Origin of the sequence: Sphingomonas sp. SORGH_AS_0789, assembly GCF_031453055.1 — a bacterium.
In the GTDB taxonomy this organism is placed as follows: Bacteria; Pseudomonadota; Alphaproteobacteria; order Sphingomonadales; family Sphingomonadaceae; genus Sphingomonas.
On the sequence record NZ_JAVIYV010000001.1, the window covers coordinates 3,573,317 to 3,600,225 of the forward strand.

General features: G+C 66.4%; 25 protein-coding genes. 10 read left to right on the plus strand and 15 right to left on the minus strand.

What is annotated here, in order from left to right:
- Nucleotides 1-18: 18 nt before the first annotated feature.
- The 5 genes from QE360_RS16160 to dinB form a co-directional block, all read right to left on the minus strand.
- A complete protein-coding gene (locus tag QE360_RS16160) occupies nucleotides 19-771 on the minus strand; it encodes a hypothetical protein (protein ID WP_309703196.1) in 753 nt (250 codons plus the stop codon).
- Nucleotides 768-1,541 (minus strand): hypothetical protein, encoded by a 774-nt coding sequence (locus QE360_RS16165; RefSeq protein WP_309703198.1) that lies wholly within the window; start codon nucleotides 1,539-1,541, stop codon nucleotides 768-770. The genes QE360_RS16160 and QE360_RS16165 overlap by 4 nt, the downstream gene beginning before the upstream one ends.
- Nucleotides 1,542-1,552: 11 nt before the next feature.
- A complete protein-coding gene (locus QE360_RS16170; protein ID WP_309703201.1) occupies nucleotides 1,553-2,971 on the minus strand; it encodes a hypothetical protein in 1,419 nt (472 codons plus the stop codon).
- A gap of 497 nt (nucleotides 2,972-3,468) precedes the next feature.
- Complete coding sequence (locus QE360_RS16175; RefSeq protein ID WP_309703203.1) at nucleotides 3,469-4,029, minus strand: alpha-ketoglutarate-dependent dioxygenase AlkB; 561 nt, start codon at nucleotides 4,027-4,029, stop codon at nucleotides 3,469-3,471.
- Nucleotides 4,029-5,111 (minus strand): DNA polymerase IV, encoded by a 1,083-nt coding sequence (gene dinB / locus QE360_RS16180; RefSeq protein WP_309703205.1) that lies wholly within the window; start codon nucleotides 5,109-5,111, stop codon nucleotides 4,029-4,031. Before dinB ends, QE360_RS16175 begins: the two co-directional genes overlap by 1 nt.
- Nucleotides 5,112-5,227: 116 nt before the next feature.
- Here dinB and QE360_RS16185 point away from each other — a divergent pair, with 116 nt between their 5' ends.
- Complete coding sequence (locus QE360_RS16185) at nucleotides 5,228-6,058, plus strand: aldo/keto reductase (RefSeq protein ID WP_309703207.1); 831 nt, start codon at nucleotides 5,228-5,230, stop codon at nucleotides 6,056-6,058.
- On the opposite strand, the gene QE360_RS16190 is transcribed toward QE360_RS16185, so the two are convergent.
- Genes QE360_RS16190 through QE360_RS16200 form a run of 3 tightly spaced genes read right to left on the minus strand, consistent with a single transcriptional unit; the run spans nucleotide 6,055 to nucleotide 7,663 of the window.
- The gene (locus QE360_RS16190; protein ID WP_309704207.1) at nucleotides 6,055-6,768 is read right to left on the minus strand and encodes an MBL fold metallo-hydrolase; all 714 of its coding nucleotides are present in this window, start codon (nucleotides 6,766-6,768) and stop codon (nucleotides 6,055-6,057) included. The genes QE360_RS16185 and QE360_RS16190 overlap by 4 nt on opposite strands.
- Nucleotides 6,666-7,034, minus strand: a complete 369-nt coding sequence (locus QE360_RS16195) for a hypothetical protein (protein ID WP_309703209.1) — start codon at nucleotides 7,032-7,034, stop codon at nucleotides 6,666-6,668. The genes QE360_RS16190 and QE360_RS16195 overlap by 103 nt, the downstream gene beginning before the upstream one ends.
- Before the next feature lie 2 nt (nucleotides 7,035-7,036).
- Complete coding sequence (locus tag QE360_RS16200) at nucleotides 7,037-7,663, minus strand: SOS response-associated peptidase family protein (RefSeq protein WP_309703211.1); 627 nt, start codon at nucleotides 7,661-7,663, stop codon at nucleotides 7,037-7,039.
- Between the two features lie 476 nt (nucleotides 7,664-8,139).
- On the opposite strand from QE360_RS16200, the gene QE360_RS16205 reads away from it, so the two are divergent.
- The 4 genes from QE360_RS16205 to QE360_RS16220 are packed head-to-tail and all read left to right on the plus strand — an operon-like array spanning nucleotide 8,140 to nucleotide 14,148.
- Complete coding sequence (locus tag QE360_RS16205) at nucleotides 8,140-8,904, plus strand: protein ImuA (protein WP_309703213.1); 765 nt, start codon at nucleotides 8,140-8,142, stop codon at nucleotides 8,902-8,904.
- Entirely contained in the window at nucleotides 8,822-10,609 is a 1,788-nt protein-coding gene (locus tag QE360_RS16210; protein WP_309703215.1) for a DNA polymerase Y family protein, read from the plus strand. Before QE360_RS16205 ends, QE360_RS16210 begins: the two co-directional genes overlap by 83 nt.
- On the plus strand, nucleotides 10,609-13,884 hold the full coding sequence (locus tag QE360_RS16215; RefSeq protein WP_309703217.1) for an error-prone DNA polymerase: 3,276 nt from the start codon (nucleotides 10,609-10,611) through the stop codon (nucleotides 13,882-13,884). The genes QE360_RS16210 and QE360_RS16215 overlap by 1 nt, the downstream gene beginning before the upstream one ends.
- A 6-nt stretch (nucleotides 13,885-13,890) precedes the next feature.
- Entirely contained in the window at nucleotides 13,891-14,148 is a 258-nt protein-coding gene (locus QE360_RS16220) for a hypothetical protein (RefSeq protein ID WP_309703219.1), read from the plus strand.
- A gap of 113 nt (nucleotides 14,149-14,261) precedes the next feature.
- Here the strand turns inward: QE360_RS16220 and QE360_RS16225 are convergent, their stop codons facing one another.
- From QE360_RS16225 to QE360_RS16235, 3 genes are read right to left on the minus strand one after another with little or no spacing between them, the layout of a single operon-like run.
- On the minus strand, nucleotides 14,262-14,651 hold the full coding sequence (locus QE360_RS16225) for a DUF4878 domain-containing protein (protein WP_309703221.1): 390 nt from the start codon (nucleotides 14,649-14,651) through the stop codon (nucleotides 14,262-14,264).
- Nucleotides 14,651-15,394: a hypothetical protein gene (locus tag QE360_RS16230; RefSeq protein ID WP_309703222.1), complete on the minus strand. Its 744-nt coding sequence runs from the start codon at nucleotides 15,392-15,394 to the stop codon at nucleotides 14,651-14,653. The genes QE360_RS16225 and QE360_RS16230 overlap by 1 nt, the downstream gene beginning before the upstream one ends.
- 26 nt (nucleotides 15,395-15,420) lie before the next feature.
- The gene (locus QE360_RS16235; RefSeq protein WP_309703223.1) at nucleotides 15,421-17,490 is read right to left on the minus strand and encodes a S8 family serine peptidase; all 2,070 of its coding nucleotides are present in this window, start codon (nucleotides 17,488-17,490) and stop codon (nucleotides 15,421-15,423) included.
- 35 nt (nucleotides 17,491-17,525) lie between these two features.
- Here QE360_RS16235 and QE360_RS16240 point away from each other — a divergent pair, with 35 nt between their 5' ends.
- From QE360_RS16240 to QE360_RS16260, 5 genes are all read left to right on the plus strand, one after another.
- Nucleotides 17,526-17,729 (plus strand): hypothetical protein, encoded by a 204-nt coding sequence (locus QE360_RS16240; protein ID WP_309703224.1) that lies wholly within the window; start codon nucleotides 17,526-17,528, stop codon nucleotides 17,727-17,729.
- 597 nt (nucleotides 17,730-18,326) lie between these two features.
- Entirely contained in the window at nucleotides 18,327-19,007 is a 681-nt protein-coding gene (locus tag QE360_RS16245) for a hypothetical protein (RefSeq protein WP_309703226.1), read from the plus strand.
- Between the two features lie 42 nt (nucleotides 19,008-19,049).
- Entirely contained in the window at nucleotides 19,050-19,703 is a 654-nt protein-coding gene (locus QE360_RS16250; protein WP_309703228.1) for a hypothetical protein, read from the plus strand.
- 49 nt (nucleotides 19,704-19,752) lie between these two features.
- Nucleotides 19,753-20,616: a hypothetical protein gene (locus QE360_RS16255; RefSeq protein ID WP_309703230.1), complete on the plus strand. Its 864-nt coding sequence runs from the start codon at nucleotides 19,753-19,755 to the stop codon at nucleotides 20,614-20,616.
- 52 nt (nucleotides 20,617-20,668) lie between these two features.
- Nucleotides 20,669-21,208, plus strand: a complete 540-nt coding sequence (locus tag QE360_RS16260) for a hypothetical protein (RefSeq protein WP_309703232.1) — start codon at nucleotides 20,669-20,671, stop codon at nucleotides 21,206-21,208.
- 229 nt (nucleotides 21,209-21,437) lie between these two features.
- On the opposite strand, the gene QE360_RS16265 is transcribed toward QE360_RS16260, so the two are convergent.
- Genes QE360_RS16265 through QE360_RS16280 form a run of 4 tightly spaced genes read right to left on the minus strand, consistent with a single transcriptional unit; the run spans nucleotide 21,438 to nucleotide 26,615 of the window.
- Nucleotides 21,438-23,477, minus strand: coding sequence for an alpha/beta fold hydrolase (locus QE360_RS16265; RefSeq protein WP_309703234.1), 2,040 nt, complete (start codon nucleotides 23,475-23,477; stop codon nucleotides 21,438-21,440).
- Between the two features lie 14 nt (nucleotides 23,478-23,491).
- Nucleotides 23,492-25,273, minus strand: a complete 1,782-nt coding sequence (locus tag QE360_RS16270; protein ID WP_309703236.1) for a hypothetical protein — start codon at nucleotides 25,271-25,273, stop codon at nucleotides 23,492-23,494.
- Between the two features lie 16 nt (nucleotides 25,274-25,289).
- Entirely contained in the window at nucleotides 25,290-26,201 is a 912-nt protein-coding gene (locus QE360_RS16275; protein ID WP_309703238.1) for an ABC transporter ATP-binding protein, read from the minus strand.
- Nucleotides 26,202-26,204: 3 nt separating this feature from the next.
- A complete protein-coding gene (locus QE360_RS16280; protein WP_309703240.1) occupies nucleotides 26,205-26,615 on the minus strand; it encodes a GntR family transcriptional regulator in 411 nt (136 codons plus the stop codon).
- Nucleotides 26,616-26,909: the final 294 nt, after the last annotated feature.

A 26,909-nucleotide genomic window follows, 5' to 3' on the forward strand; every position in this document is an offset into this window, starting at 1 on the left:
TTGGCAATTCTTCCGTTCTCAAGGGCGCTCAGCGCTCCACCGGTGAGCAGCGCGTGCAGCGACTTCCGGTGGCAGTTGCCATCCTGGGACCTCCTCGGATGCCGAGTTGTGTAGCTGCACACACCGATCCTTGACGATCCTCATCCCAGGCAATCGACAGGTCATAACGTCGGCCAGCGAACCTGAGGATATGAATTCCGGTAGCTGGCGCCGCTCCTCATCGGACAACGCTTCCCAAACGACGTCTCCCGGCCGGTCTGCGAAAGTGCGCTTCGCCAGAAAAGCTGTGCAGAGAATGCTGATCAGCAGCGCCGCCGTCAGGAGCGTCAGCAGGGTCGGTCGCACCCATGATATCTCCTCTCGCAGCGCCCGATAGGCCGAGCGACTTTCGTAGGCCTGATCGCGTAGGTCGCTCTTGGCCTGCTCGAGCGCCGAAACCGTGCCGCGAATGCGGGCACCGAGATCAACGTGTAGGGCCGTGAGCGTAACTACCGAGGATTGGGCTCTTCCCGCCGCATCCTCCAGCAACGACGCGGCATGGGCGGTGCCACGCACATTTTCCAGGAGCGCCGGGCTATGGTCCTCCAGCCAGTCGGCGATCGACGACTTGAGCACCTGGCCATGACGGTGCTGGTACATGGCGATGACTAGAAAGGGATCGTCCTGATAGGGCGCGCATATGCTTGCGATCTCGTCCAACGACGCGGCCACCCGATCATCGGGCTCTTCATCAGGCCAGATCTGATACCAGAGCACGCGCCACTGAGTCACAGGACGTCCTCCAGCCCGGCGTTGAGCAGCCGGAGGGCTCGGGCGAGCAGCATGGCTTCTCCTGCCGACGCCTCCAGCAAAGCCGAGCTGAGGCGGCGCTTGTCCTTGTAAAATGCCTGTTGGAGCCGCTCACCGAGCCGGGGCACCTGCAATACGCCGCCCTCTGGATCGTGGCGCATGTTCGTAGCACCGGCACCGGCCCGAAGCCCCCGACGCGGCTCAGTGAAACACCGGATAACCCGGCCTAGGCCTCCCTTCTTGCGGTAATAGGCCTCAGCCCGGCTATCTTCGCTCCATTCGGCTAACTTGACGAGAACGCGGTAGCGTTCGGGCGCCCGTTCGATCCATGGCGCAAGTTCACCTTCGATCTCAACGAAATCCTTCCACGCCCCGGCGTTGACGCTCAGCAGGATCGGATAGCCGGTCGGGACCTCCGACACAGCCGTGAGGAGGTTGGCGACGACATCCGGGTCCGCGACGTCGACGAAGACATACTCTCCGGGTTCGAGCGTGCCCTTCAGATACCCACGGGTCGTTCCCAGTTCGATTACTCGGCATCCTCTTCCGGCTCCGTCCAGAAGGGCGACGATACAGCCGACGAGCGTATCCACACCCGCTCCACCAGTTTCGCCGGTCACGACCAGCAGCGTCGCAGTGATGCTGTCGATTAGTAGGTTGGACGCCGCCGCCGTCACAGGCAGTTGCGGGCGGTCGTGAATGACCACCGCACGCGGCGTCGCGACGACGAGATCGGTCTTTTCATTGCTCATTTACTTGATCCTCAATAGTCTTCGTCATCAATGCCGAGCATGTCCGCACCGGAAATCCGGGAAGCCGGATATCCCGATGGCGATCCGACAGGCTGCGAGGCTTGCTGCTCGGGCGGCAAGTCGAACAGCTCCCAGATGAGCTCAGTCACCGGCTGCCGGAGCAGATTCGCGGTACGCGAAAGCGGCAATTCGACCGTCAGGTTGAGGGGAACATCGATGCCGCGCGACTGCGCCAGCCAGCGCACGTCGGCCCGATCGCGCACCAACAGGGCGAGGTCTCGGACCTCCTCCCGATGCTGACGCTCGAGAGCAAGTCTCCAGTCTTCCGCCAACAAGATCGTCTTGGCCCAGGATGCCTGACCCGACTTGTCTCGGTCAGCCTCGGTCAATCGATCCGCGAAGGCGCGCCGCATGCTGACGTCGTGACCGATCGTGTCCATCAGCGCCTTCCAGCGGTCTTGATCGGGACCGTGGAGATGCTCCAGCATCTGGCGCGCGATCGATTCAGCATCCTCAAGGGACGGATCATCGACGGAGCGTGACGGCGGGAACAGGATGTCCCATGCGCGCTCCTCCGCCGCTTCGCCGCCGCCGAGGGCCTCGGCCAGAGACTGAAGGTCCTGCTGAAAGGCCTTTTCCTCGACATGATCAACGGTGCGATCTGCGCCGGGCCAGACGCCGTCCGATCGCTGTCGCTCCGCCGCCCGCGACAACGCCCCGGCGAGGGTTGGAGAAATTTGTAGCGGTCGACCCGCTGCTGCCTCGAACGCGGACTTCGCGGCGATATCAGCTTCCGAAATTCTGCCCGCAGCCAAGAGCACGGCCATCTCCTCATCCGGCGTTAGCCCCTCTACGGCAAGTTCGAGATGGCCTGCCCGGAATGCGGCCATCCCCACGCCGTCCTGCTTTTGGTGCCGCGGATCACGCAGCTTTTCCCGGACGAAGGTGGCGACGAACGAGAGGTCGTCCTTGGATAGGCGGGCCAGTTGCCATAGCGGGCATCCGGCGTCCTCTAGCGCCTTCAGAGCCGCGCTGTCCTTTCGGGTCAGCGTCGGCTTCGCCTTGACCTCGGCGCGCTCTTTTCGGATCTCATCGATCTGGGTGCCGAGGATCAGCGCCTCAACGACGACCTTTACCATATTGCCCAAGTCCGGCCGGTGTTCGATAAGGAGCTTATTCAGCGCCTTGGTCAGGTCCGCTTCTTCCTGCGCAAGCGACGCCTTGCGCCCCCGTGGATTTTGCAGGGTCTGCTTGGCGGCCTTGGCCTTCCGCTTAGCCTCCATCTTCTCTTGGGGCGTCAGATTAGCAAGCCGATCCGCCGAGGCATCCGCGATGACTCTGGTAAGCTCCTCCCGCTGCCGTACCGCTTCCGCGATCCCCGCAAGAACACCGCTGAGTGCGTCGTCTTCGATAATCCTCCAAATCGACATGGCCTCACCTGAAAAAGGCAAACAAACCACTTTGTAGGATTCGAAGCGAAATCGCGCAAAAATTTTCTGAGCAGCATGGAAAAGCGCCGACCATAGCGGCGCAGATAAGGTGCAATGTCGGCGAAGACCTATCGCGAATACCCTTCGTCAAAGCGATCGTCTTCCAAACCACTCGGCGAAGGAGTGTCGCCACAGCTCCTTCGCCCACTCAAGACAGGCGCAATACCTACAATTTGACGCACCTAACGGCGCGACAAAATTGTGTGCGGCGGCGCCTTTGGCGCCGCTTGGATCGGCGCTGACGCGCCGAGGTGGCACCGCTCTCTCGTTGCCAGCGCTAACGCGGGGGTCGCGGCTTCGCCGCCTCGGGCGGGGCGTGGGCGCCCCGTGTCGCTACGCGAAATCCTGAAGATCATGAGCCTTTCACTCAAGTCAGGAACATCATGACCGCTGCGCTTGGGCGACGGAATACGATGCCCCAGTAGCATTGGTGCGGATCATGACCGATCCGCCAGGCTCCGGAACGTGATCGACCAGCGCGGTCGCGTCAGCGGAGCGATGCTGTGCTCCCAGTCGTGCCGAGCGGGGCCGGTCATGTGATAGCCGCCGCGCGGATCGAGCGGCACAGAAACGCGATCGAACCCGTCGGCACGCCGCTTCCGAAAACGCATGACGGCCGGCTCGCCAAGCGAAATGCCGAGGACATGCCCATAGATCGGTCGGTCGCGGTGCCAGCCGATCCCGGCGCCGGGATCGTAGCGGATCAACAGCGCCTGGATCAGAGCGTCGGCGTCGAGCCCCGCAAAGCTGGCCGCCCGGTCACGAAACGGCCGCAGCCAGTCCGGGATCGGTGGAGCGTCCTTGGGCCGCCCAATTTCGAAATCATAGCTCCAGCCGAACGACGTGGTCAGCCGCTTGCCGGTCCAGCCCTGGAACCGGAAGGGAGCCAGATCGGTCGCATCGATGCGATCGATCAGCATCCGCTCTTCCGTGAGGCTGATCAGATCATGGCGAGTGGTGAGGCCGGGCAAAGCGGGCGCATCAAACAGGTCGAGCATCAGGCCGCCGCCTCCACGAAGATCGGCAGTTCGTCGACCGCCTCGGTATGCGCCTCGGCAAAGTTGGATACCGTCACGCCGACCAGCCGAATGCCCTTCTGGGTCGGCAGGACCGATCGGATCAGGTCGAGCGCGGCCCGGTGCAGCGCCTCTCGCGTGGCAACGACCATCGGCTGGCTGCGTCGGCGCGTGATCTGGTGGAAGTCGCCATATTTGACCTTCACCGTGACCGTGCGGCCGAACGCCTGACGGCCTTCGCACCACGCCCAGACATCATCCGCCATCTTGAGCACTCCGACCCCGATCTCCGCTGCTTCGATCAGGTCGCGGTCGAAAGTGGTCTCCGAGCCTGACGACTTGCGGACCCGGTTGGGGTTGACGGGTCGGTCATCCTGTCCGCGCGCGATGGCGTGGTACCATTCCGCCGAGCTGCCGAAATGCTGCTGGAGGAAGGCCATCGACTTGGCCTTGAGGTCGGCCCCCGTCTCGATGCCAAGCCGCTTCATCTTCGCGGCCGTGACCGGTCCGACGCCATGGAAGCGGCAGACCGGCAGCGTCTCGACCCAGGCCCCGCCCATCTCGGGCGTGACCGCGAACTGGCCATTGGGCTTGCGGTGGTCGGAGGCGAGCTTGGCGAGGAACTTGTTGTAGGAAATGCCGGCCGACGCCGTCAGCCCCGTCTCGGCAAGGATGTCGGCGCGGATCACCTTGGCGGTGCGCCACGCGGTCCCCACCCCCTGCTTGTCGGCAGTCACGTCGAGATAGGCCTCGTCGAGCGAGAGCGGCTGGATCAGGTCGGTGTAGCGCGCAAAGATCGCGTGGATCTGGCGGGAGACATCGCGATAGACCTCGAACCGCGGCCGCACGAAGATCAGGTCGGGACAGCGACGCAGCGCCGTGACCGACGGCAGGGCCGACCGCACGCCGAACGAGCGCGCCTCATAGCTCGCCGCTGCGACCACGCCGCGCGCCGCGGCGGAGCCGACCGCGACCGGCTTGCCGCGAAGCGTCGAATCGTCACGTTGCTCTACCGACGCAAAGAATGCGTCCATATCGACATGGATGATCTTGCGCGTGACCATGGACGCGAGCTTACCCGATTCGGAACGAATTGGGAACATTCGCCTGCGCATCCACGCGGAGGACTGCCTATGAGTTTGCCGTGGCTCGGAAATTACCATGAAACGTTGGGTTCGGCATGAAGACGATCCGCTTGCCCGACGGCACCGCCGTCCCCGCGCTTGGCCAAGGCACCTGGATGATGGCGGAGGATCGCCGCCGACGCGCGGAGGAGATTGCCGCCTTGCGGGAGGGCGTCGACCTCGGCCTGACGCTGATCGATACCGCGGAAATGTATGCCGATGGCGAGTCCGAACGGTTGGTCGGCGAGGCAATTGAGGGTCGGCGCGACGACATCTTCCTGGTCAGCAAGGCCTATCCGCAGAATGCGTCGCGTGATCGCCTGCCCCGCGCGTGTGAGGCCAGTCTGGCGCGGCTCGGTACCGATCGGCTCGATCTCTACCTGCTGCATTGGCGCGGCAGCGTGCCGCTGGCAGAGACTGTGGAGGCGATGGAGCGGCTGGTCGAAGAGGGCAAGATCCTGCGCTGGGGCGTCAGCAATCTCGATACCCACGATATGGAGGAGCTGGTCGCCAGCGGCGGCACGGCGTGCGCGACCGACCAGATCCTCTACAATCTGACGCGGCGCGGCCCCGAGCACGACCTCCTGCCCTGGCTCGCGGAACGCGGCATGGCGACCATGGCCTACAGCCCGGTCGAGCAGGGGCGCCTCGTCGCGCATCCAGGATTGCGCACGCTCGCCGACGAACTCAGTGCTTCGCCGGCCCAGGTGGCACTGGCCTGGCTGCTGGCGCAGGGTGATGTCATCGCCATCCCCAAGGCCGGGCGCAGCGCGCATGTGCGGGAGAACCGAGCGGCGGCCGACCTGACGCTCGATGCGGATGCCCTCGCTCGCCTCGATGAACTATTCCCGGCCCCCAAGGGACGCGTGCCCTTGGAGATGCTCTAGCCGAAGCGGTAGACCCCACCCGCGTCCGCCGCGACGAAGCGGTCCGGGGCGATGTGCGCCTCGTCCAGCGCTATCGCCAGTTCCTCGACCGGTGCTTCGCGGGCCTCGTCGGGCAGCTGGAAGGTCCCCCAATGGATGCCGAGCGCGCGCCCTGCCCCGACGTCCTTGAAGATCCGCACCGCCTCGGCTGGATCGACATGCTGTGCGGCCATGAACCATCGCGGGGCATAGGCGCCAATCGGGATCAGCACGACGTCGGGTGCGCCGAGCCGCTCGCGAACTTCGCTAAAGATGCGTCCATCGCCATAGCCGGTGTCGCCGACGAACCAGATCGTCCCGGAAGGCGTGTCGAGATAATGCCCACTCCACAGCGTCATGCGCGTGTCGCTCGGCCAGCGGTTCGACCAGTGGTTGGCCGGGGTCAGCTTTGTCGCGAGGCCGCCGCCGAGGTCGAGCCGGTCCCACCAGTCGCCGGTCACGCATCGTGCGGCCGGTACCGCTGCCCGGACGACCGCATCATTGCCGAGCGGCATCGCCATTAGGGGATTGTGCGCGGCGTGGAGGCGCCGCAACGTGTCGAGGTCGAGATGGTCGTAATGGGCATGGCTCAGCAGCACGACATCGATCGGCGGCAGATCCTCGAACGCGATCCCGGCGCGGTCACCCGCATCGGTCCGACGCGGCGGAACGGGCTGGCGCGCTTCGACCAGACCGGGTCGGTGAGGATGTTCACCCCCGCCACCTGGATCAACAGCGACGCATGGCCGACCATCGTCACGCACAGGCCATCGACGCGCGGCTCGGGTCGTGCGGGCGTGACCGGCACTGACTTCGGCCACTTGGCGGCACCGCCCGCCAGCTTCCAGCGGAGCACCGCGCGCAGGCCCCGGTCGGTGCTGGCCTGCCCCGGGTTGAAGAAGCGCGTGCCGTCGTAGTGATCGCTCAGCGGTCCGTCATAATAGCGGTTGCGGGCCATGGTCAGGCGACGCTCATCAGCTGCGAGGGATAGGCGTTCAGCATCGTCACCGCCTCCTCGACCGGGGCGGTCAGCCAGCGCTCCTGATCCTCGGCGAGCAGGATGACCGGCATCGCCTTGGGATGCTTGGGCGCGACCAGCGGATTGGGCTCGGTCGTGCAGAACGCATAGACCCGGTCATGGTCCTGGTCGACCTTCCACAGTCCGGCAAAGCACGGCGCTGACTGGTCCTCGACGGTGAACCACCAATTGGTGTCACCGGGCGCCTGCCGGTCGGCGGCCGCCTTGGGCTCGGCAAAGCGCGTGAAGGGCACTAGGCAGCGATACTCAGCCTTGAGCAGCCACGGCTTCCACATATTGCTCTGCATGTTCCGGGCGTTGGTCCACCAGTCGTAAAGGAAAGGCAGTTCTCCCTCACGCGCCGGCCGCTTGCGCGGTTTGCGGGTTGGGAAGCCCCAGCGCATTGTGCTGAGCACCCGTCGGCCCTCCTCGACACGAACGACATAGCCGGGTTTGCCGGGCGCCGCGTAATCCTTCTCGACCTCCAGCGTGTTGCTCGCATCGTCGACTGCAGCAAGCGCGTCGAAATAGGTCCGCGGATCGACCTTGATGTTGTAAAGATTACACATTCGCCTGTTCGATCACGACCGGTAGCGCGACACAAGCTTCTTCCACGTCGCGGCATCCGGATAGGGCAGAGCGGCACCCGTAGGCTGGTCCCGCCCGATCACCACATGAGGACGCTGGGTGCGTCCTTCCGCCTGGCATGCCGAGCAACATAGCCGTCGACCAACCACCCCCAGCGTGCCGTCCCAACCTCGCCGGTAGAACAGCCACCAGAGCGCAACGGCATCGAAGACGCGGCCGTGACCGCATTTTGGACAGGTGAGGCGCAGCGTACGCTTGTGCAGGGCACGCTCCTCCAACGTGCGCAGACGCCGCCCGATATGATCGTGATCGGCCCCTGCCCCGCCTTCTTGGCTGCCCCTTTTACGGCCCTCATCTGCCACCGCCCTGTCCCGTTCCGATTATCGATCCGCTTCCGCAACGCCTTGACCCGCCTGCGGAATCAACGGAACATATAGCGAACATATGAGTCGCAGCAATGATGTCTTCCACCGCCCCACCCATCGAAACACTGGCTCGCCTGCGGAGCGCCATAGGCGCTGTGCGCGGCAGCGAGGGCGCAATTCTCCCTTTCGGCATCGAAGCGGTAGACACGCGATTGACGGGCGGCGGCCTGGCGCTCGGCGGTTTGCATGAGACGTCTTCGGCGACACCGACCCTTACGGATGATGCGGCTGCCACGCTGTTCGCGGTGGGGATTGCCGCGCGCGCAGCAGCGCTGAGCGGCCGCCGGGTGCTTTGGGCGCTCACCCGGTTCGACCTCTATGCGCCGGGTCTCGAACAGGCTGGGCTCAGCCCGGCCACGCTGTTCTTCGCCGAGGTACGTGAGGACAAGGACGTTCTGGCCGTCATGGAGGATGGCTTGCGTCATGGCGGGCTTGCAGCGGTCGTCGGCGAGGTAAAGCGCGCCGACATGGTCGCAACCCGGCGACTTCAGCTGGCGGCGATGACGGGAAATACCCCTGCCCTGCTTTCGCGCCGCTGGCGCCGACAGGGCATCTGCCCACTCACCGAGCTGTCGGCGGCGATGACACGGTGGCGGATCGCCTGCGTGCCTTCCACGCCGCTTCCCGCCCCCGGGGTCGGCCGCGCGCGCTGGACGGTCGAGCTGGCGCGCCAGCGCGGTGGCCCGGGTTTCACGATGGACTTGGAGGCATGCGATGACACGGGTCGCCTCGCTCTACCTGCCGCATCTCGCGATCGAGCGACTGCGACGGCTGGAGCGGCCGCGCGCGCTGCCTGAACCGAGGTCCGCGCCCATGCTTCCCATTGACGACGACCCCGGCGCCTGCTCGGTACCACGGGGCGGCGGCTGGCGTCCCGGCGCGCGCTGGGCACAGCAAGGCGCTGCGCGTGGGGCGGTCGAGGAGCAGGTGGCGGCACTACCGCTGCACCAGCGACCGCCGATGCGCGAACTGGGTCGCCGGTCCGAGGCGGCGGACCATCCGTTCAAACGCTCCAGCGCTCCGGGCCAGCACAAGGCAGTATCAGGGCCAGCACCCGCGTTGAACCTCGTGCCGATGGTATTGGCCGAGCAGATCGGACAGCGACAGGTCATCGCCGCCGCTTGCCCGGCGGCGATGACGCTCGGACTGACCCCGGGCATGGCAGTGACGCAGGCACGGGCGCTGATCCCGGATCTCGACATCCGACCCGCCGACCGGGCGGCAGATGCCGCGTTGCTGGCGGATCTGGCACTGCATGCCGTGCGTCACTGGACCCCGACCGCCGCGGTCAGCGGATCGGACGGGCTTTGGCTGGACCTGAGCGGCGTCGCGCATCTGCATGGCGGCGAGGCACGCTTCTGCCAGCGACTGGTCCGGTTCTGCCGACGTTTCGGCTTGACCGCACGGGTCACGGTCGCCTCCACGCCGGGCGCAGCTCATGCGCTCGCCCGTTTCGGTCGCGATGCGATCCTCCTGGTTCCCGGCGGACAAGAGGCCCAGGCGCTGGCCACCCTACCCCCCGCCGCACTCCGCCTGACCCCGGAAGCAACAGCGGCGGCGAACCGCTTTGGGCTCGACCGGATCGCCGATCTGCTGCCATTACCACGCGGGCCGCTCGCCCGGCGGCTGGGCATGGCGAGTGTCCGCCGCCTCGACGAGGCACTGGGGCGTGTCCCCGAACCGATCGTGCCGGTGGTTCCGCAAGAGACGTCCGTCGCCCGTCTCCGCCTGCTCGAACCCATCGGCACGGCCGAGGCGATCGAGCAGGTGATCGGCGACCTGCTCACCGACCTTATCCGGCAATTGGTGGAGCGTGGCCGCGGCGTCCGGGCGTTGATCCTGACGCTGGAGCGGATCGATGGCAGCGAACAGCATCTGTCGATCGGCACCGCGCGCGCGACCCGTGATACAGGCCATCGCGCCCGGCTTTTCCACCTACGCATCGACCGGGTTGATCCGGGCGACGGAATCGAGGCGATGCGGCTGGCTGCCCCCCACACCGATCCGCTGGGCGCGATCGCGCTGGCCGCCAGTTTGGCCGGCGACGATGCCCCACCCGACGTCGCGGTTTTGGTCGACCAGATCGCAGGGCGGGTCGGCGAGGACGCCCTGTTCACGACCGCACCAGTGGAAAGCGACGTGCCCGAACGTGCCGTGCGCCGATGGTCGCCGCTCGCCGCCCCCACGGGCTGGCCATCGTGGAAGCGGCCCGTCCGTCTGCTGTCGCGCCCCGAACCGCTGGTCGGGGTGCTGGCGCTCCTGCCCGACGCACCGCCGCGACGCTTCACCTGGCGGGGCAAGGTCCATGCCGTGGTCGCAGGCGATGGCCCCGAGCGCATTCACGGCGAATGGTGGCGGCGCGACGGCGAGGTCTGGGCGGTGCGCGACTATTTTCGGGTCGAGGACGACACCGGCGCACGCTTCTGGCTGTTCCGCCGCGGCGACGGGGTCGATGCCGCAACCGGTGATCTCAGCTGGTACCTCCACGGGCTATTCGGCTGATGGCGGCCCCCACCACGACCTATGTCGAGCTTCAGGTGACGAGCCATTTCTCGTTCCTGCGCGGCGCCTCCAGCCCCGATGAACTCTTCGCCGCCGCCGCGCTGTACGGCCACACCGCGCTCGGAATCGTCGACCGGGGCAGCGTCGCCGGGCTGGTCCGCGCGTGGGAGGCGCAGAAGGCCACTGCCGTGCGGATGATCGCAGGGGCGCGTGTTGATCTCGACGATGGGCGGGCCCTGCTGCTCTATCCGACCGATAAGCCAGCCTGGTCGCGGCTCACCCGGCTGCTGACCCTCGGCAAGTCGCGTGCTGGCAAAGGTGGCTGCACGCTCGGCTGGAGCGACGTCGTCGCGTGGCACGAGGGGCTGATTGCGATCCTGCTGCCGGGCGAGGCGGATGCGGTGACCACGGCGCGGCTCGCCGAACTGCACACCACCTTCGGCGCGCGCGGCTATTGCGGCCTGGCCTTCCGCCGCCGGCCCGACGATGCGCTGCGGCTGCACGATCTCGCCGCGCTCGCCGGGAACGCGGGCGTCCGCGCTGTTGCGCTCGGCGACATCCTCTACCATGCCCCCGAGGCGCGGCTGTTGCAGGACGTCGTCACCGCGATCCGTGAGAAATGCACTGTCGACACGCTGGGCTACCGGCGCGAGCGGCATGCCGACCGGCACCTCAAATCCCCAGCCGAGATGGAGCGTCGCTTCGCCGCCTTCCCCGATGCGATCGCCGCCACCGCCGCGATAGCGCACGCCTGCACCTTCGACCTCAGCGAACTCAGCTATCAATATCCGCACGAGCGGGTGGTCGCGGGGCTGACCGCGCAGGGCGCGCTCGAACAGCTAACCGAGAAGTCAGCGGCGCGAATGTTCCCCGACGGCCTGCCACCCGCCTATCGCGACCAGATCGCGCACGAGCTTCGCCTGATCGGCGAACTCGGCTATGCGCCCTACTTCCTGACGGTGAACAGCATCGTCGCGGAAAGCCGCAGGCGGGGCATCCTCTGCCAGGGGCGCGGCTCGGCGGCGAACAGCTGCGTCTGCTTCGTGCTCGGCATCACCAGCATCGACCCCATCAAGCACGAGCTGCTGTTCGAGCGCTTCGTCTCCGGCGAACGCCGCGAGCCGCCCGATATCGACGTCGATTTCGAGCATGAGCGGCGCGAGGAGATTATCCAGTGGATCTATGACACCTATGGCCGCAACCATGCCGCGCTGACCGCCGTCGTCACCCGCTACCGTGCGCGCGGTGCGGTGCGCGAGGTCGGCAAGGCGCTCGGCCTGCCCGAGGATCTGACCAAGGCGCTCGCCGGCCTCATCTGGGGGTGGAGCCAGGAAGGCGTCGGCGAGAAACAAGTCACCCAGCTCGGCCTCAACATGAACGACCGGCGATTGCGCCTCGCGCTGGAACTGTCGCGCCAGCTCATCGGCGTACCGCGCCACCTGTCACAACATCCCGGCGGCTTCGTCCTCACCTATGACCGGCTTGACGATCTCGTCCCCATCGAGCCCGCCGCGATGGTCGACCGGCAGGTGATCGAATGGGACAAGGACGATATCGATGCGCTGAAGTTCATGAAAGTCGACGTGCTCGGCCTCGGCATGCTCGGCTGCATGAACCGCGCCTTCAACCTGCTGGAGGAGGCCAAGGGCCTGCGCGTCGGCATGGCCGACCTGCAGGACGACGATCCGGACGTCTATGCGATGATCCAGAAGGCCGACACGCTCGGCACCTTCCAGATCGAGTCCCGCGCGCAGATGAGTATGCTACCTCGCATGAAGCCCGCGCGCTTCTATGACCTCGTGATCGAGGTCGCGATCGTGCGGCCGGGGCCGATCCAGGGCGACATGGTCCACCCGTACCTGCGCCGCCGCGAGGGGCGCGAGAAGCCCGACTATCCCCGTCCGGAATTGCGCGCGGTCTTGGAGAAGACATTGGGCGTGCCGCTGTTCCAGGAACAGGCGATGAAGGTCGCGATCGTCGGTGCAGGCTTCACCGCGGTCGAGGCCGACCAGCTGCGCCGCGCCATGGCGACGTTCAAATTCACCGGCGGGGTCAGCCACTTCCACGACAAGCTGGTCGAGGGCATGGTGTCGCGCGGCTACCCCCGCGACTTCGCCGAACGGACCTTCAAGCAGATCGAGGGCTTTGGCTCCTACGGTTTCCCCGAGAGCCACGCCGCCAGCTTCGCTAAGATCGCCTATGCCAGCTGCTGGATGAAGCATCATCATCCCGACGTGTTTTGCGCGGCGCTGCTCAACGCCCAGCCGATGGGCTTCTACGCGCCCGCCCAGGTCGTCCGCGACGCGCGCGAGCACGGCGTCGAGGTGCGGCCCGCCTGCATCAACGCCAGCCGCTGGGACTGTACGCTGGAGCCGACCGCCGGCCGCTACCTCGCCGTGCGGCTCGGACTGCGCCAGGTGCGCGGCCTCGCCAACGCGCATGGTGCGGCGATCGTCGCGGCACGGGGGGAATCGCCTTTCCAGTCGGTGGAGGAAGTGTGGCGGCGGGCCGGCGTCCCGAGGGCCGCGATCGAGCGACTGGCTGAAGCGGATGCCTTCCATGCGCTGGGCGAGGATCGCCGTCAGGGGTTATGGAAGGTGAAGGGCCTGGGCGAGGCCCCCCTGCCCCTGTTCGCCGCCGCCGATGCGCGGCACGCGTCGTTCAACACGGAGGGACTGGAGCCCGCCGTGTCGCTCCGCCCGCTAACCGAGGGCCGCGAAGTGGTGGAGGATTATCGCGCGCTGCAATTGTCGCTGCGCGCGCATCCGCTCGCCTTCCTCCGCCAGGACCTGACCCGCCGCGGCATCGTCCGCTGCGCCGACCTCGCCCACATCAAGGACGGCCGCCACGTCGAAGTCGCCGGGATCATCCTTGTCCGCCAGAAGCCCGGCAGCGCCAAGGGCGTGCTATTCATCACCATCGAGGACGAGACCGGCATCGCCAACGGCATCCTCTGGCCCGATCGGTTCGAGGCACAGCGCCGCACCGTCATGTCGGCGGCGATGATCGGAATGAAGGGCCGGGTCCAGCGCGAGGGGCTTGTCATCCATGTCATCTGCGACCGGATCATCGACTATGGCGGGCTGCTCGCCCAAGTCGGACAGATGGACTTCCCTCATGCGACCGGCCGGGGAGACGGTGCGCGCCATGCCGGGTCGCCCGACCGTGGCGATGCCGGCTGGCGACCGGGCCCGCGCGACAGCTATTGGCCGCCGCACGCCAATGGCCAGGATCCCGAGCAGGTGGTGCGGATCAAGTCGCGCGACTTTCATTGACCCGCCATGTCGCGCCATCAGCGGATCATCATAGACTTGTCGCTCCACATCCTGCGCGGGGCCGCCGCCCGGTCGGGCAAGGGCAAGGTCGACACCATAGAGGTGCGCCTCGCGCTGCGCTGCCTGATCGCACATTGCCCAGAGCGCTGGCCGCTCGACATGTTCTGGAACTCGGCCGGCACCGATCACGATATCGGCCGCGCGCAGGGATGCACCGCTGCGCTGAACGGCATTATCCGGCAGATCGGCGGCGATCCTCGCTAGGCGCTTGTCCAGCGCGCCGAAGCCAGCACGCTGGACTGCCCCCAGCCAGCCATTCTCGCATAGGCCGAGAATGGAACGTGGCTATTATCGGCTCGCAACGGGCGTGTGTAACCTCACATGGTAATGTACCACTTGCCATCAAGGCGGCGCACCTTGCCGGTGTCGGTCTGCTTCGACCCGTCGCCAAAGCGGGTGACGGTGGTCACCAGTGCGTGATCCGCGTCAGACTGGTCGACCTTCTCTACCTCAACCGACGTCACTCCGCCCCGCTTCTCCGCGTTCGCGGCCTTGCCCTGCAGCATCGGCGTGATGAACATCCCGGCGGTCGCCTTGATTTCCGGGTCGATCCGCTCGAGCGCCTCGGCAGTCTGACCGCGCCCGGCTGCCTCCATCGCGGCACGGGCAGCGTCACCCGGTCCCTGGCCGCAGGCGGTCAGCGCGAGAAGTGCGGCGGCTGCGAACAGCGGACGAATGTGCATCGTCCCCTTCAGGATCGCGGCCATCACAGCACCGGCTTCGTGGCACGAGCGGCAAAGAAGGCGTCAGCGGCTTGTGCCACCAGAGCGGCTGGCCGTTGGGATGATCCATCGGGTGAACCGATGCCGACCGTACCACCACGAGGTCCGACATCGGCGTCGGCGTGGTAGCCATCCAGCCCGGCTTTCCCCCAACGCGCGGAGAAGGTGTCGCGGCTGCTCTCCTGATGGGGCGTGCCCCATTTGGTGACGAGCATCTGCCGCCATTCGCCGGCCGCCGTACCTTGTGGCGCGATATAGGTGATCCCGGACAAATGCGCCCCATCCGGCCAAACGAGCATTCGGAGCGTATATCGTCCGCCCGCGTCGTCCTGAAGCGTCGCCTCGCCAAGCACGCTGCGCCGCGTTTCCACGCCCCCAGCGCCGCCACTAATGTTGATGGCGCTCCGAACCTGACTTTCGAAATCGACGAAGCGGGTCACGCCCCGGCTGGTCAGCTTTCGCGTCGCGATGACGGCGGAAACCTCCGCCTCGCTCATGCCGAGGCGAAAGCCGCCAAGATCGAAGGTGACCGGATCACCGGCAACGCTGCGATCGGCAGCGCGGGTCAGGCCGACGATCACCGGCGTGGGCGGCATAGTGATGGCGGGCTGCTTCGGGCCACCGCCGAATACGGATGGGATTTTGTCGAGCAGCTTGGTGATGGGTGCCCGCTGGGCGGCGGCGGGCACGGCGGCCAGCCCGATGACGAGTGCAATGGTCAAACGCATGAGTCTCTCCCTGTAAGATGGTCAGATCAGAAGCCGGTGTGCCAGCCGACGAGCGTGGCGACGGAGCCGTCGGTGACGTCGTGCATGACGCCGAGGCGGAGCGGCATCGCGGTGTGGGTGACGTAACCCGCGGTCAGTTGGACACGGCGGGCTCCCACAAGGCTGGCGCGGGTGACGCCGTACAGGATCGAACGGCTGGCAAGGTCGTAGCCGGTGCCCAGGGTTAGCTTCGCCGCGCCCGCCTCGATGGCGAGCGGCTGCGCGATCCCGAGCGTCAGCAGGCCGCCGGGCACCGCACCGGTTGCCTGCACGCCGATCCGGCTGCCGAGGATCGGGGTGGCGCCCGTCACCAGCGAGGCGGCGTCGATCTTGAGCCGGGTGATGCCCAGTGAGCCATAGCCCTCCAGCGCCCAGCCGTCGGTCACGCCGATGCGGTGGTGAACTTCGACCATGACGGTGCGGGCACCGCGTCCCAGCCGCAGAGCGCCGCTGCCGGTCGGCATCCCCATCAGCGTGCCGTCCTCGTCGATGTATGAGGCGCGCAGATCGAGGCCACCCTGGCTCCAGCCCAGCGTCATCGCCTGCGCGACACTCCCGCTGGCTCGCCCCGCCGCCATAGTCAGGCCGAACCGCCCGCCACCGACCGCCCGGTCGACGCCGAGGCTGGTCGCAGCCTGCGGGACATAGGCGAGTACGCCATCGGCGAAGGGGGCCAGACCCATGACATCGGCTTGAAGCATGTCGGCGCCGTTCCACGCCGCGTGCACCCCGGTCGTCCCGTCAGTGTAACCGAAGGTGCCTGCCGTCGCTGCGGCTCGGACCTGATCCTGGCCAGGGCCGAAGCGGGTACTGGTAAAGCCCAACGTCCCGCTAAAGCCGCCGAGTGACAGGCTCGCCTGTCGCCCCATCTGCTGGACCCGTCGCTCGATGCGACGGTCGGCCATCACCTGCGGCTGGACGACGAGCGCGGCGACCGAACCCGCAAAGTCGCGGCCATAGGCGTCGAGCACCGTCACATGCGACAGCGCCGTCTGGATCGCAGCGGTACCGACCGCTGTCGGCACCATCATCGCCGACTTGGCGATGCTTGTCTGGGTCGATCCGTTCGACAGCGTCGGATTGACCGGCGACAGCGCCGCCTTGAAGTCCACCAGCCCCATGCCGAATACCTCGTCCGGTCCCGGCGCACCGATGTCCTTGGCGGTCTTCAGGATGACGTCGCCCGCCTGCTGGCCGCTCAGTTGCGGCCACTTGGACAGGATGTCGGCGGCGAGGGCTGCGACCACCGGTGCCGCCGAACTGGTGCCGGAGAAGACGCCGACCGTGCCATCGACCAGCGTCGTCACATTGGAGCCGACCGCGACGACGGTGCGATCCTTCATCGACCCCGCCCGATTGGAATAGGCCTCGATTTCGTAGGCGTTCAGCGCCGGGCTGAGCGCGCCGACGAACAGCACCGCGTTGCGATTGCCGACGGTAATCCACTGGCTATTGTGGGGATCGGCAGCGCCATAATTGCCGGTCGAGTTGACCAGCAGCCCGCCGGTTGCCGCCAGCCGTTCGGTTGCCGCAGTCCAGCTCGCGCTGCCCCCGACCAGCGATGAACTGACGATCTTGATACCCTTGTCCGCCGCATAGCGGATGGCCTCGTCGGTGTGCGACAGGATCTCGCCTTGCGTCTTCTCGTCCCAGTCGGCGACGCGGAGCGCGACGATCGTCGCGGACGGCGCATAACCAACAGTCGCGTTGCCGTTGATGCGGGCGGCGATGATGTTGGCGACCGCCGTACCGTGGTCCGACGCTGCGCTGCCCAGCTCGTTGCGCTTGGTCCGGGTGCCGTCGGCGGCCACGATATAGCCGAAGTCCTTGGACAGCGTCTGGTCGATGCGGCCGTCGAGCTCGCCGTTCACGTTCATCACGCCATCGTCGACCACGGCGACGGTGACACCCTGACCGGTGTGCCCGCTGTCGAGCGCGTAGAGCGCATTCATGAACTCGTTCGCACCGTAGTTGCGGCGGAACTCGGGCGTGTCGTTGACCGAGCGGATCGGCTGGCGGTCCGATGGCGTGATGACATAGCCCGGCGGTGGCGGCACCGGCGCCGAATAGACGGGCGGCGTTGGCGTTGGCGTTGGCGTTGGCGTTGGTGTGGGAGCCGGTGTCGGCGTGGGTGAAGGCGTCGGAGACGGCGTTGGCGTTGGGCTCGGCGACGGTGTTGGCGACGGTGTCGGACTTGGCGATGGCGTCGGCGCGGGCGTCGGTGTCGGTGATGGACTCGGCGTCGGCGTCGAGCCGCCAGTCGGCGGTGGCGGCGCTACGCTGCCCGAACTGCTGATCGCGCCGCCGCCCCCGCAGGCGGCGATCGTCAACGCCAGCATGCTGACCGACGCTGCCCTAATCCCCCGTATTGCAACCATCATCATCCCCCGATGGGGATGCACGCCGGACAGCCGGCGGCACCCCGTGAAATGGCGGGGTGCCGGCCCTCTGGAGACCGGATGTTCGAAACCTGTAGCGAACAGGCGCGGGCGCCTTTAGCCGGGTGGCCTGGACATACGCGTCCGCCACCCGGTCACAAAGAGCTTTGCGACCGTTTGTTGGTCTTGCGACCGGCTTCGCTACGGGGTTTCGACGCCCCGGTTCACGGACAAAATCCGCGAACCGCCTCAGGCTATAGGCCAATCCTTAACAAATTGCGACAGTCCGACGGGCCACTGGATAGGCACAGCCATGCTGCTGGCATGAAAAAGGGGCGCCGTTGGCGCTGATCCGTACGAACGGATGAAGCGAAGGTTCTGAATGAAGGGAAAAATAGGGTTGGCATCCGCCGGCTCGGCCTTGGGTCAGAATTTTCGTCGTCGATCGGTCCTGCCGGTCATCCCCCACCATCCGCGTGTCCTACCCTCCAGCCGCTTCACGCAGCCTGGGGCCTATGGCGCGTGCCTGGAGCTATCCGCCTATGCTTCCCTCACCTATCATCACGGCCCTGAGCGTCGCCCGGCTCGATATCGGTCATCGCCTGGGCGTCGACCGCCAGATCCCCATCGGTGCCGCCATCCTGACAGCCGAACTGCGCGGCCAGCTCATCCACTTCACCCTCGACAGCTGTGTCCTCCAGCCTTCTGATCCCGCCGAATGGCTCCTGACCTGGCTCGACGAACAGCTGCTCCGCGATGGGGCAACGATTGCCGGATATTGCCTCGACGATGACGCGGCACTTCTCGACCACCTGCCGGGAGCCGAATGGTCGCCCTGCATCCGCGCGCTCGCGGGATGCGGTCAGCAATATGCCCTGAACCTGACCGCCAGCCATGACGACAAACGGCTGACCTTCGCGCAGGCCTGCACAAACATGAACATTCTCCATGCCCAGGTCGATCGGGGGCGCCGCTTCGCCAGCTGGCTGCGGTCGGACATCATTGAGATCGAGGGGCAAGTGCAAGTCGATGCGATCGCCACCTTCCGCCTCGTCATACGACGCTTCTCTGCACTGAATCCGGTCGGACACAGCATCGCCGCCGTCCTCAGCGACCATCTCTCCGTCTGGCTCGGCGAAAGCGATCACGCCGCGGCGCAAGCGCATGTCGCGGACCTGCTGTCCGCCGCCGACTGATCCCACACGGCCGCCATACGGCCAATGTTCAAGGAAATGCCCATGTCTCTCGTCGACCTGTCGGTCGAGGAGCGCGGTTTCGCGCCCTCATCGATCGCACTCGCCATCCGCACCATCGGGGCCTGCCCCGCCGCGCGTAACAGACCGGATGCCCGCATCCTCTGCGGGATCGGCGTGCTCACTGTCACCCCGGGTCATGACAGCTACCGCTTTTCGACCGAGGCTCGCTGCCTCGGCGAAGGGGATACCGTCCTTGATCTGCTCGACTGGCTGGAGCCGCACGTCGCATCGTCCGGTGCCGTGATCAGCTGGGACAATTTCGGCGCGGTGCCCTACCGTCTGCTCGCACTGGCCGATCCGGCGCGCCATCCGCAGATCATCATAGCTGCAGCCGACACCGCGGGGCGATGGCGGGCCCTGCCGCCCGGCCACACATGGCACCTTCGTCAGGCACGCGCGCATCTCATGCCCTGCATGTGCCCGCTGCAGACGCCAGTCGACGAATGCGAGGGGTCAATGCCGACCTTCCTGTTGCCGGATCCGAGCACGACTGCTGTCGAACTGATCGGCGAGGCGATCGCCGGATGGCGATGCTGGGCTCAAGGCTTCGGCGATTTCGACGACGCCGAACATCCCGCACAAGCCGCCCTCCGGGCGCTGGACCGCTGGCGGGGCGAGCAGCCCGCCGCCCGCTGACCTTTACCCATCGAAATGCGGGCACACGACCGCCCGCCGGAGAATCACCATGCACCACGACCTGACATCGCTCTGGAAGAGCAACACGCCCCGCTTCGTCGTCGTCCTCGATGCAGAGCTCGCCTATGATCATGAAGCGCATGGCCGATACCAGGCAAGCGAACGCTTCCTGCCCGCCGATGCCGCAAACCTGCCTTCGCGCGAATTGCACACGGACCCGCGCGTGACGCCGCGCTGGCCCTGTCACCAGATCACCACGCTGAGTTGGCTGGTGATGACCGAGGCCGAGGACGGCCTGCGCCCGGTCAGGCTGGAAACGCGCGGCCTGCCGGAGCAGGACGAATCCGCTGTCCTGAAGGCCTTCTTCGCCGACATGGAGCAACTGGGCCATGTCCAGCTCGTGACCTGGGGTGGATTCCACGCCGACCTGCCGCAAATCCTGATCGGGGCGATCGACGCGGGGCTGCGGTTGCCGCCGAGCCTCACCGGTCTGCTGTCGCCGTGGCGGCGCGATGCGTCGGGCCATCTCGACCTCTGCAGCGAGATCTGTGGCGGGGCGGCACCCGCGCACCTCGCCGAGGTCGCCGCCCGGCTGGGCATCCCGGCCAAACTGACCTGTCGGCCGAACCTCGTCTCGAAATTGATGCAGCAGGGCAAATGGTCGGCCGTGCGCTCGGTCGCGGAAGGGGACGTTCTGACCACCACGGCACTGCTGATGCGCTGGCGTCACCTCTCCGGCGGCACCGTTTCCGTCCTGGAGGCGGCACGTCGGCTGACCGGCTTCGTCGCCGAACACTGCGCCCACCGACCCTACGCCGCCGATTGGCAGCGATACGCCGACGACCTGCTCGCCGCATCCTTCGCGGCGGAAGCCCGCAAACTGGAAACCTTGGGAGCCTCGGCCTGCAACTGAGCCGTGATGATGGCCTCTTCGAAGGGGCGGAAAAGAAAGAAGGATCAACGATATGAGCGTCATCGAATCAATGGATACGATGCAGGCCTGGACCATCGGCCTGCGCCTGGCGATGGGTTATCCGCAATATGCGCCCATCGGCAATCCGATCGCCTATGCCTCGGGCGGGCGCAAGAACTTCGCCGAGGCGCTGGAAATCGCCGCCATCGTCGAACAGACGAACCGAGATTTCGTCCTCGTGCAATTCGACCTGCCCATCGCCGACGGGCCGGTCGGCATCTCGCTTGCCACACGCGGCAACGTCCTTGTCGAGTGGCACGCGGACGTGCAGCCGTACCTCGCCAGCGATGACGGGATCATCGAACTGCTCAGCGACACGCATCGCTGGTCGGTTGGGCCACGCTCCATCCTGACCGCGTCGCCGCTGCCGTCCCGCAGCCGCATCAAGCGCGGCATCGAGCGCGCGCACCGGCGCTGGCGGGAAGCTGCCGATCAGATGCGCGGCATCGAATTGCACGGTTCGGTTTTCATACCCGCCGGGGGCAGCTACGCCGACGCGACACCGATCGAGGTGGTGAGGGCGGCGGCATAAACGTCGCCAGCCTCGTCGGCGCGTAGATGTGCGTACCATCAACGCTAACAGTGCTGTTACATCGCTGGCGGTCGTTTGGACGCCCGCATACAATCGACCGTCAGCCAGTCCACTTTCGACCAGCTTAAGTCGTTCCGATGCGAAGGAGTGACGTCGGCTAGTGTCAAAACCAGCCATTCGTAATCCAGATCGCTGCTGCGCAATGGCTTCGTGCATTGGATAAATGGACTCAAGGAACCCCCTTGTCGGCACGCCGAAGATTAGCAGCCATCCACTTGCGCACGGGCCGGATGGGCGGCTCTGCACCATGCAATCCAAGGTGGCGGGCCAACGCATCATCGATCAGGAACAGCATGGCCCGGCGGGGCAGGATGTCGTCGGGCGCATGAGGCTGGTCCTTGGCGACGATCATATCGACGGGCTTGCCCCATAGCCGGGCTCGGGCGGCGTAATCGAGTACGTCGCGTAGCGCTATTCGGTCGTCCCGCTCGGCGGCGACGATCGTCAGCGGCGCGGACAGTCGGGCGATCCGCCTGACCGGTGCCTCGTGCGTTAGGCGACCCATAATCGTCGGGTTTGCTGGGTCCAGGTCAAGCGCCCGCAGGCGGGACGCGAAATCGATGCCCTGATAGTCGCCGCCAATATCTCGGGCGACCATGCGTGCGATCGTTCGTCCGAAATCGGGCGGAGGCACCGCCGCTACGCCGGCGCGATAGAGGCGCGAACCGTCCGACAGCGCCTGCAACACCGCGTAACCGCCATAGGAGGCGCCGACGATCGCGACGCGCTTGGGATCGCCGATCCGGCTGGCCAACAGCCAGCGGGTGCCATCCTCAATGTCGCGCTGGACGCGACCATCGCCGAAATCGCCGTGCGCCGCGAACAGATAGCGACGCCCAGAGCCGGTGGAGCCGCGATATTGTGGACGAAAGACGATATAGCCCCGGTTCGCCAGTAACTGGGTCTGCGCGCTATAATCGGTGGTATCGCTGGACCAGGGGCCGCCATGGACGAAAACGATCAGCGGCGCGTGGGACACATCGCGGCCGGGTGGCAGGGTGAGCAGGCTGCGGATCGTCATGCCGTCGCCCGCACGGAAAGCGAACGGCATCACCCGCGCGAGATTGCTGGGCGCGATGCGTGGGGTCATGCCCGGATCGTCGATCAGCGATCGCAATCGGCCGCTGCCGCTATCGAACAGATGCCAGCGCCCGCTTTGCATTCGCGCGTTACGTTCTTCGATCAGCCACACGCGCCCGCTGGACGGCTGCACCCGATGTTCGCTGCCGGGAAGGACGCGGTATAACTGCTGCAATGTTGCGTTCGCTTCTGGCGTCAGCCCGGTGAGCGAGGGGATGGGGCCGCGATAGGTGGCGATCAACGGACGTCCGTTTTTTGGGGCGAGCGCCACCGTATCAATGTCCGCGACATGAGCAGGGTCCGTCTGAAGCCGTTCGATCCGGCCATCACCTCGCATCTCCATGACGCCTTGCAGGTCGCCGTCGAGATCGCCGCGCAGGAAGAGCTTACGGCCCGTCGTATCGGTTCCGAGCAGATCGCAGCGGCGCAGATGCTCGCAGCGGGCGATGACCCGGTAACGCCCGCCGTCCGAACGCGCCGTGACGAGATGCCGGTTGCCATCGACCAGCTTGGCAAACGCGACATGGCCATCGGGACGAACCGCGACATCGACGATGCGGCGGCGCGCGAAGGCCACCAATGTCCGGCGACCGCCCGGCGTGACGCGCCGCAGCCTTGTGCCGATCGGCTCCCGCACACCGAAGCGATGCTGGGTCTCCAGCAACAGCATCGCCGCCGGTTGCCACGGGTCTGGACCGACGACGCGCCAGTCCTGCGGTCGATCGAATGACGCTATCACGCCCGCCCCGGATGCACCGTCGATCGGAATCGCACGAAGCGATTTTGACGCGACGAGGAACAGCCACCGCCCGTCATGCGACCAGTATAGCCGCTCGGCATCGACCCGTCGCAGCCATCGCCGAGGTGTAATGCGGTCCGTCGCGGTCAGCCACAGACCCGTATTGTTTCCCTGACGGCGCAGCCAGGCGACACGCTGCCCGTCCGGCGACAACTGGACCGAGGTAATGGCAGGCTCGATCAGAAACCGATCGCGCGCTATGGCAGGCGGAACGGGACGGCTGCGCTCCATGGCGACATATTTGTCGAGCGGCATGGCGGCGCAAGGCGTGAAGGCACAGGTGATCAGCGCGGCTGCGACGCCGCGCAGCCACCGATACGGCTTCGTCATGGACAGGTTCCCCCTTAGCGGCGCGGTGCCGGACGGATCAGGACCAGTGCGACCAGCATCGGCAGGCCGATCAGGAGCGTCGCGATCGACCAGAAGGCGGCTCGGCCTCGCGCGATCCGCCATGATTGCGCGCGCCACCAGGTCGCAGCGGCGGATGCCAGCGACAGGGTCAATGCCAGCATCCAGATGATGCCGGGCGGCGGATCGTTTCGCCGAACGGTGAGAGGATGGCGATCGCTGGATGTCGCCACGATCGCGTCCCGCACGGTCGCCAGCGAAGGCGATAGCCACCAGCTCGCAAAGCGCGACAGCGCGGGATAATCCGGTGTCAGCCGTCGCTCCGCGATCCGCGTCACGCGGTGCCGGTCATCGATACGCAATATCGCCTGCCACGTCGCATCGGGCGAGTTGATGTCACGACCAAAGGTGAAGACCGCCAGATAGCCGTCGAGCAGTTCGATCAGGTCGATCCGCATCAGGCTGCCGACCGGGCCGGGCAGCGGCAGCACCGCCTGCACCGGATAGAGCCGGTCTCCATCCTCCAGCATCCGCGCGTCATAGAGGCGGAGGTCGCGATTGGTCAGCAGCGCCACCGCATCGCCGATCGGGACCGGCGGCGACGCGATCACATGAGTAGGTAGCAGGGTCAGCAACGGATCGATCCTGCCACTTGCCTCGTCGAACGCAGCCATGCCCGACGCCATCAGCAACCGGCCGTCGTCGATGACGAGCGGCGGCTGGCCGAGCGGCTTATTGTCGTCCCCCAGTCCCAACACGCCACCGCGACGCTTCGTCGCCGTCGCCCGGCCGTGGAAGCGCATATCGTCATGGCGGAAGGTCCATTCGACATGCCGGTCTGGGTCGGTGAAACGGATCGCGCCGATATTGGTCAGGGCTCCATGCTGTGGCCAGTCCGTCGTCAACGGATCGATCCGATAGACCTCGGACAGTGCCGCCTGCTCGCGCCACAATCGGGCCTCGGGCGCCTTGCTGGGCATGAGGGCGGCGGCGATCAGCGCCTGTCCGTCCGCCCGGCTGGCCTCGACGATACCGCCGCGCGGCGCCTCGCCGTTCAGCGGGTCGGTGCCGGTCGCGATCCAGATGGTCTGGAAGGCCAGGTCGCCGATAATCGTGCCGACCGCCCAGACTCCTGTCGCCACGGCCAAGGCCGTTACCGCCAGGGCGACGCCGGTTCGAGGTGGACCATCCAGATCGGGCTTGAAGACCGTCGCGACCATCGCTGCCAGCACCAGCGTGACCGCCGCCTGGACGGCGAGCGCCTGCCACCCGGCCGCTCCGCTGACGGCGGGCAGGAAGGCCGGGACCATCGCCAGCCAGCCATAGCGGCGCGGTGCCAGCGCCAGATACAGCCCCGCCAGATAACCGATCATGCCGATCAGCCACGCGGCGGCGGGCAGCAGCCAATGGCGGCTGTCGGGGGCCGATCCGCTCCCCGCCTGATGGGCGCTCAGCATGAGCAACACGGGAAGGATCGTGACGATCATCAGCGTGGCTCCGCCTCCCAGCCCCAGCGCCGCCAGGATGCGAACGGGGGCGATCGGGCGATGGATCAGCGTGATCCACTGGCTGGTCCGACGATAGCTCGACGCCTGATACAGCCCCAGCGCCAATCCCAGCAGGGCGCAGACCGCCGCCGCCAGACGATAGGTCGAGAGGGGCTGCAACAAGGCATCGGCCAGTCGGTCGACGAACAGCAACGTGCCGCTCAGCAGGAGGGTTGCGGCGAGCGCCAGCCAGCGAAAGCGGCGGATTTCCGCGATCCACAAAGCGAACATCGGTGGTCCTTTCGCCTCAGCCCTGCGGGCCGGCGTGATGGCGGGTCAGAAAGGCATCGACGGCGCGATCCAGCGGCACGTCCTGTCGCTGGACGTGCCGTGCACCGTGCGCGTGCAGGAAGCCTGCGAACGCCTCGCCCTGGTCGATCACGGTGTAATGATGGAGCGTGTCAATCCGGCGATGGCGCAGCAGTCCCGGCACGTGCGCCAGCGCCGGTCCTTCCGAAGGCATGTCGGCGATCCAGTGATCGATCCGTTCGCAGAATGCGTCCGGCGCCGACTGGCTGCGCAACCGTCCGCGCTCCATGATGATGAGGCTGTCGGCCAGTCGCTCCACCTCCTCGATCTGGTGCGAGCAATAGATGATGGTGCGCCCGTCCGAAGCGACGCTGTCGATCAGCGCGTCGAGCAGGCGGCGCTTGGCGACCACGTCCAACCCCAGCGTCGGCTCATCGAGGATCAGCAATTCGGGATTCTGTCCCAGGGCCAGCGCCAGGTTCAGCCCGGCCCGCTCGCCGCGCGACAGTTGTGCGATCCGTTGCCCGGGCAGCAGGTCGAAGCTCGCGAGCACGGCGTCGAACGGGCGTTCGTCCCACCGCGCGACATAATGGGCGCGCTGCATCGCGATGACCGCCGTCACCGTCATCCAGGGCGGTAGGCTATGCTCTTCGTTAACGAAGCCAATCCGACCACGATCCCCGGCGGTCAGGTTCGTGCAGTCCCGACCGAGCGCGAAGGCATCGCCAGAGGTGGGCGCCATCATACCCAACAGGATACGGAAGAGCGTGGACTTGCCCGCCCCGTTCGCACCGACAATGGCATGCACACCGCCGACCGGCAGGATCAGGTCGAGCGTGTCGAGCGCCAGCTTCTGCCCATGGCGACAGGTCAGGGCGCGTGTTTGAATGGCGTCGGGAAGCGAGGGCACCGCTCAGGCCCGCTTGCGCGCATCAAGCGCGGCCAGTGCATCGTCGAGACGCTGGACCGCGTCTCTGGGCGGATATTGCAGACTGATTATCTCGCTGACGAACACCTCCAGCGCATCGTCGAACCGGCGCTGTCGCTCGGTCGGATCGAGCCGCTGACGCTGGGGCGCGACGAACAGGCCCTGTCCTGGCTGGGACAGCAGCCAGCCCTCGGTCGTGAGCTGGCCATAGGCCTTGGCCACGGTGTTGGGATTGATCCCCAATTGCTCGGCGAGGCCGCGCACGCTCGGCAGTCGCGCGCCGGTGGCCAGTTCTCCGGTGGTAATTTGCATCCGCACCGCATCGACGATCTGCCGCACGAGCGGACGACCGTCGCCGGGAGTAATGGACACTGCTAGAGGGGTAATGCGGCTCATGAGAGAATCTCCGTACTACTACAAATAGTACAGATGGTTCGTCGGTTGTCAATTCACCGGACGCTACCGGGAATACGCGGCAACGTCGCGATCGGAAGCTTGTGCATATCTGGCGTAACCACAGGGCCGTCGGATGCCGACCAGACTCGGTCGTACAAACATGAACCGATCTACGTCGCATCCTGCCAGAAGCGGACATACAAGTCGACAGAACCACACCATCAGCATTGCGCCTATTCGAGCGTCAGCATCGAGCGACAATCGTCATTGGCATGAAATGATCGCAGTGCCGCC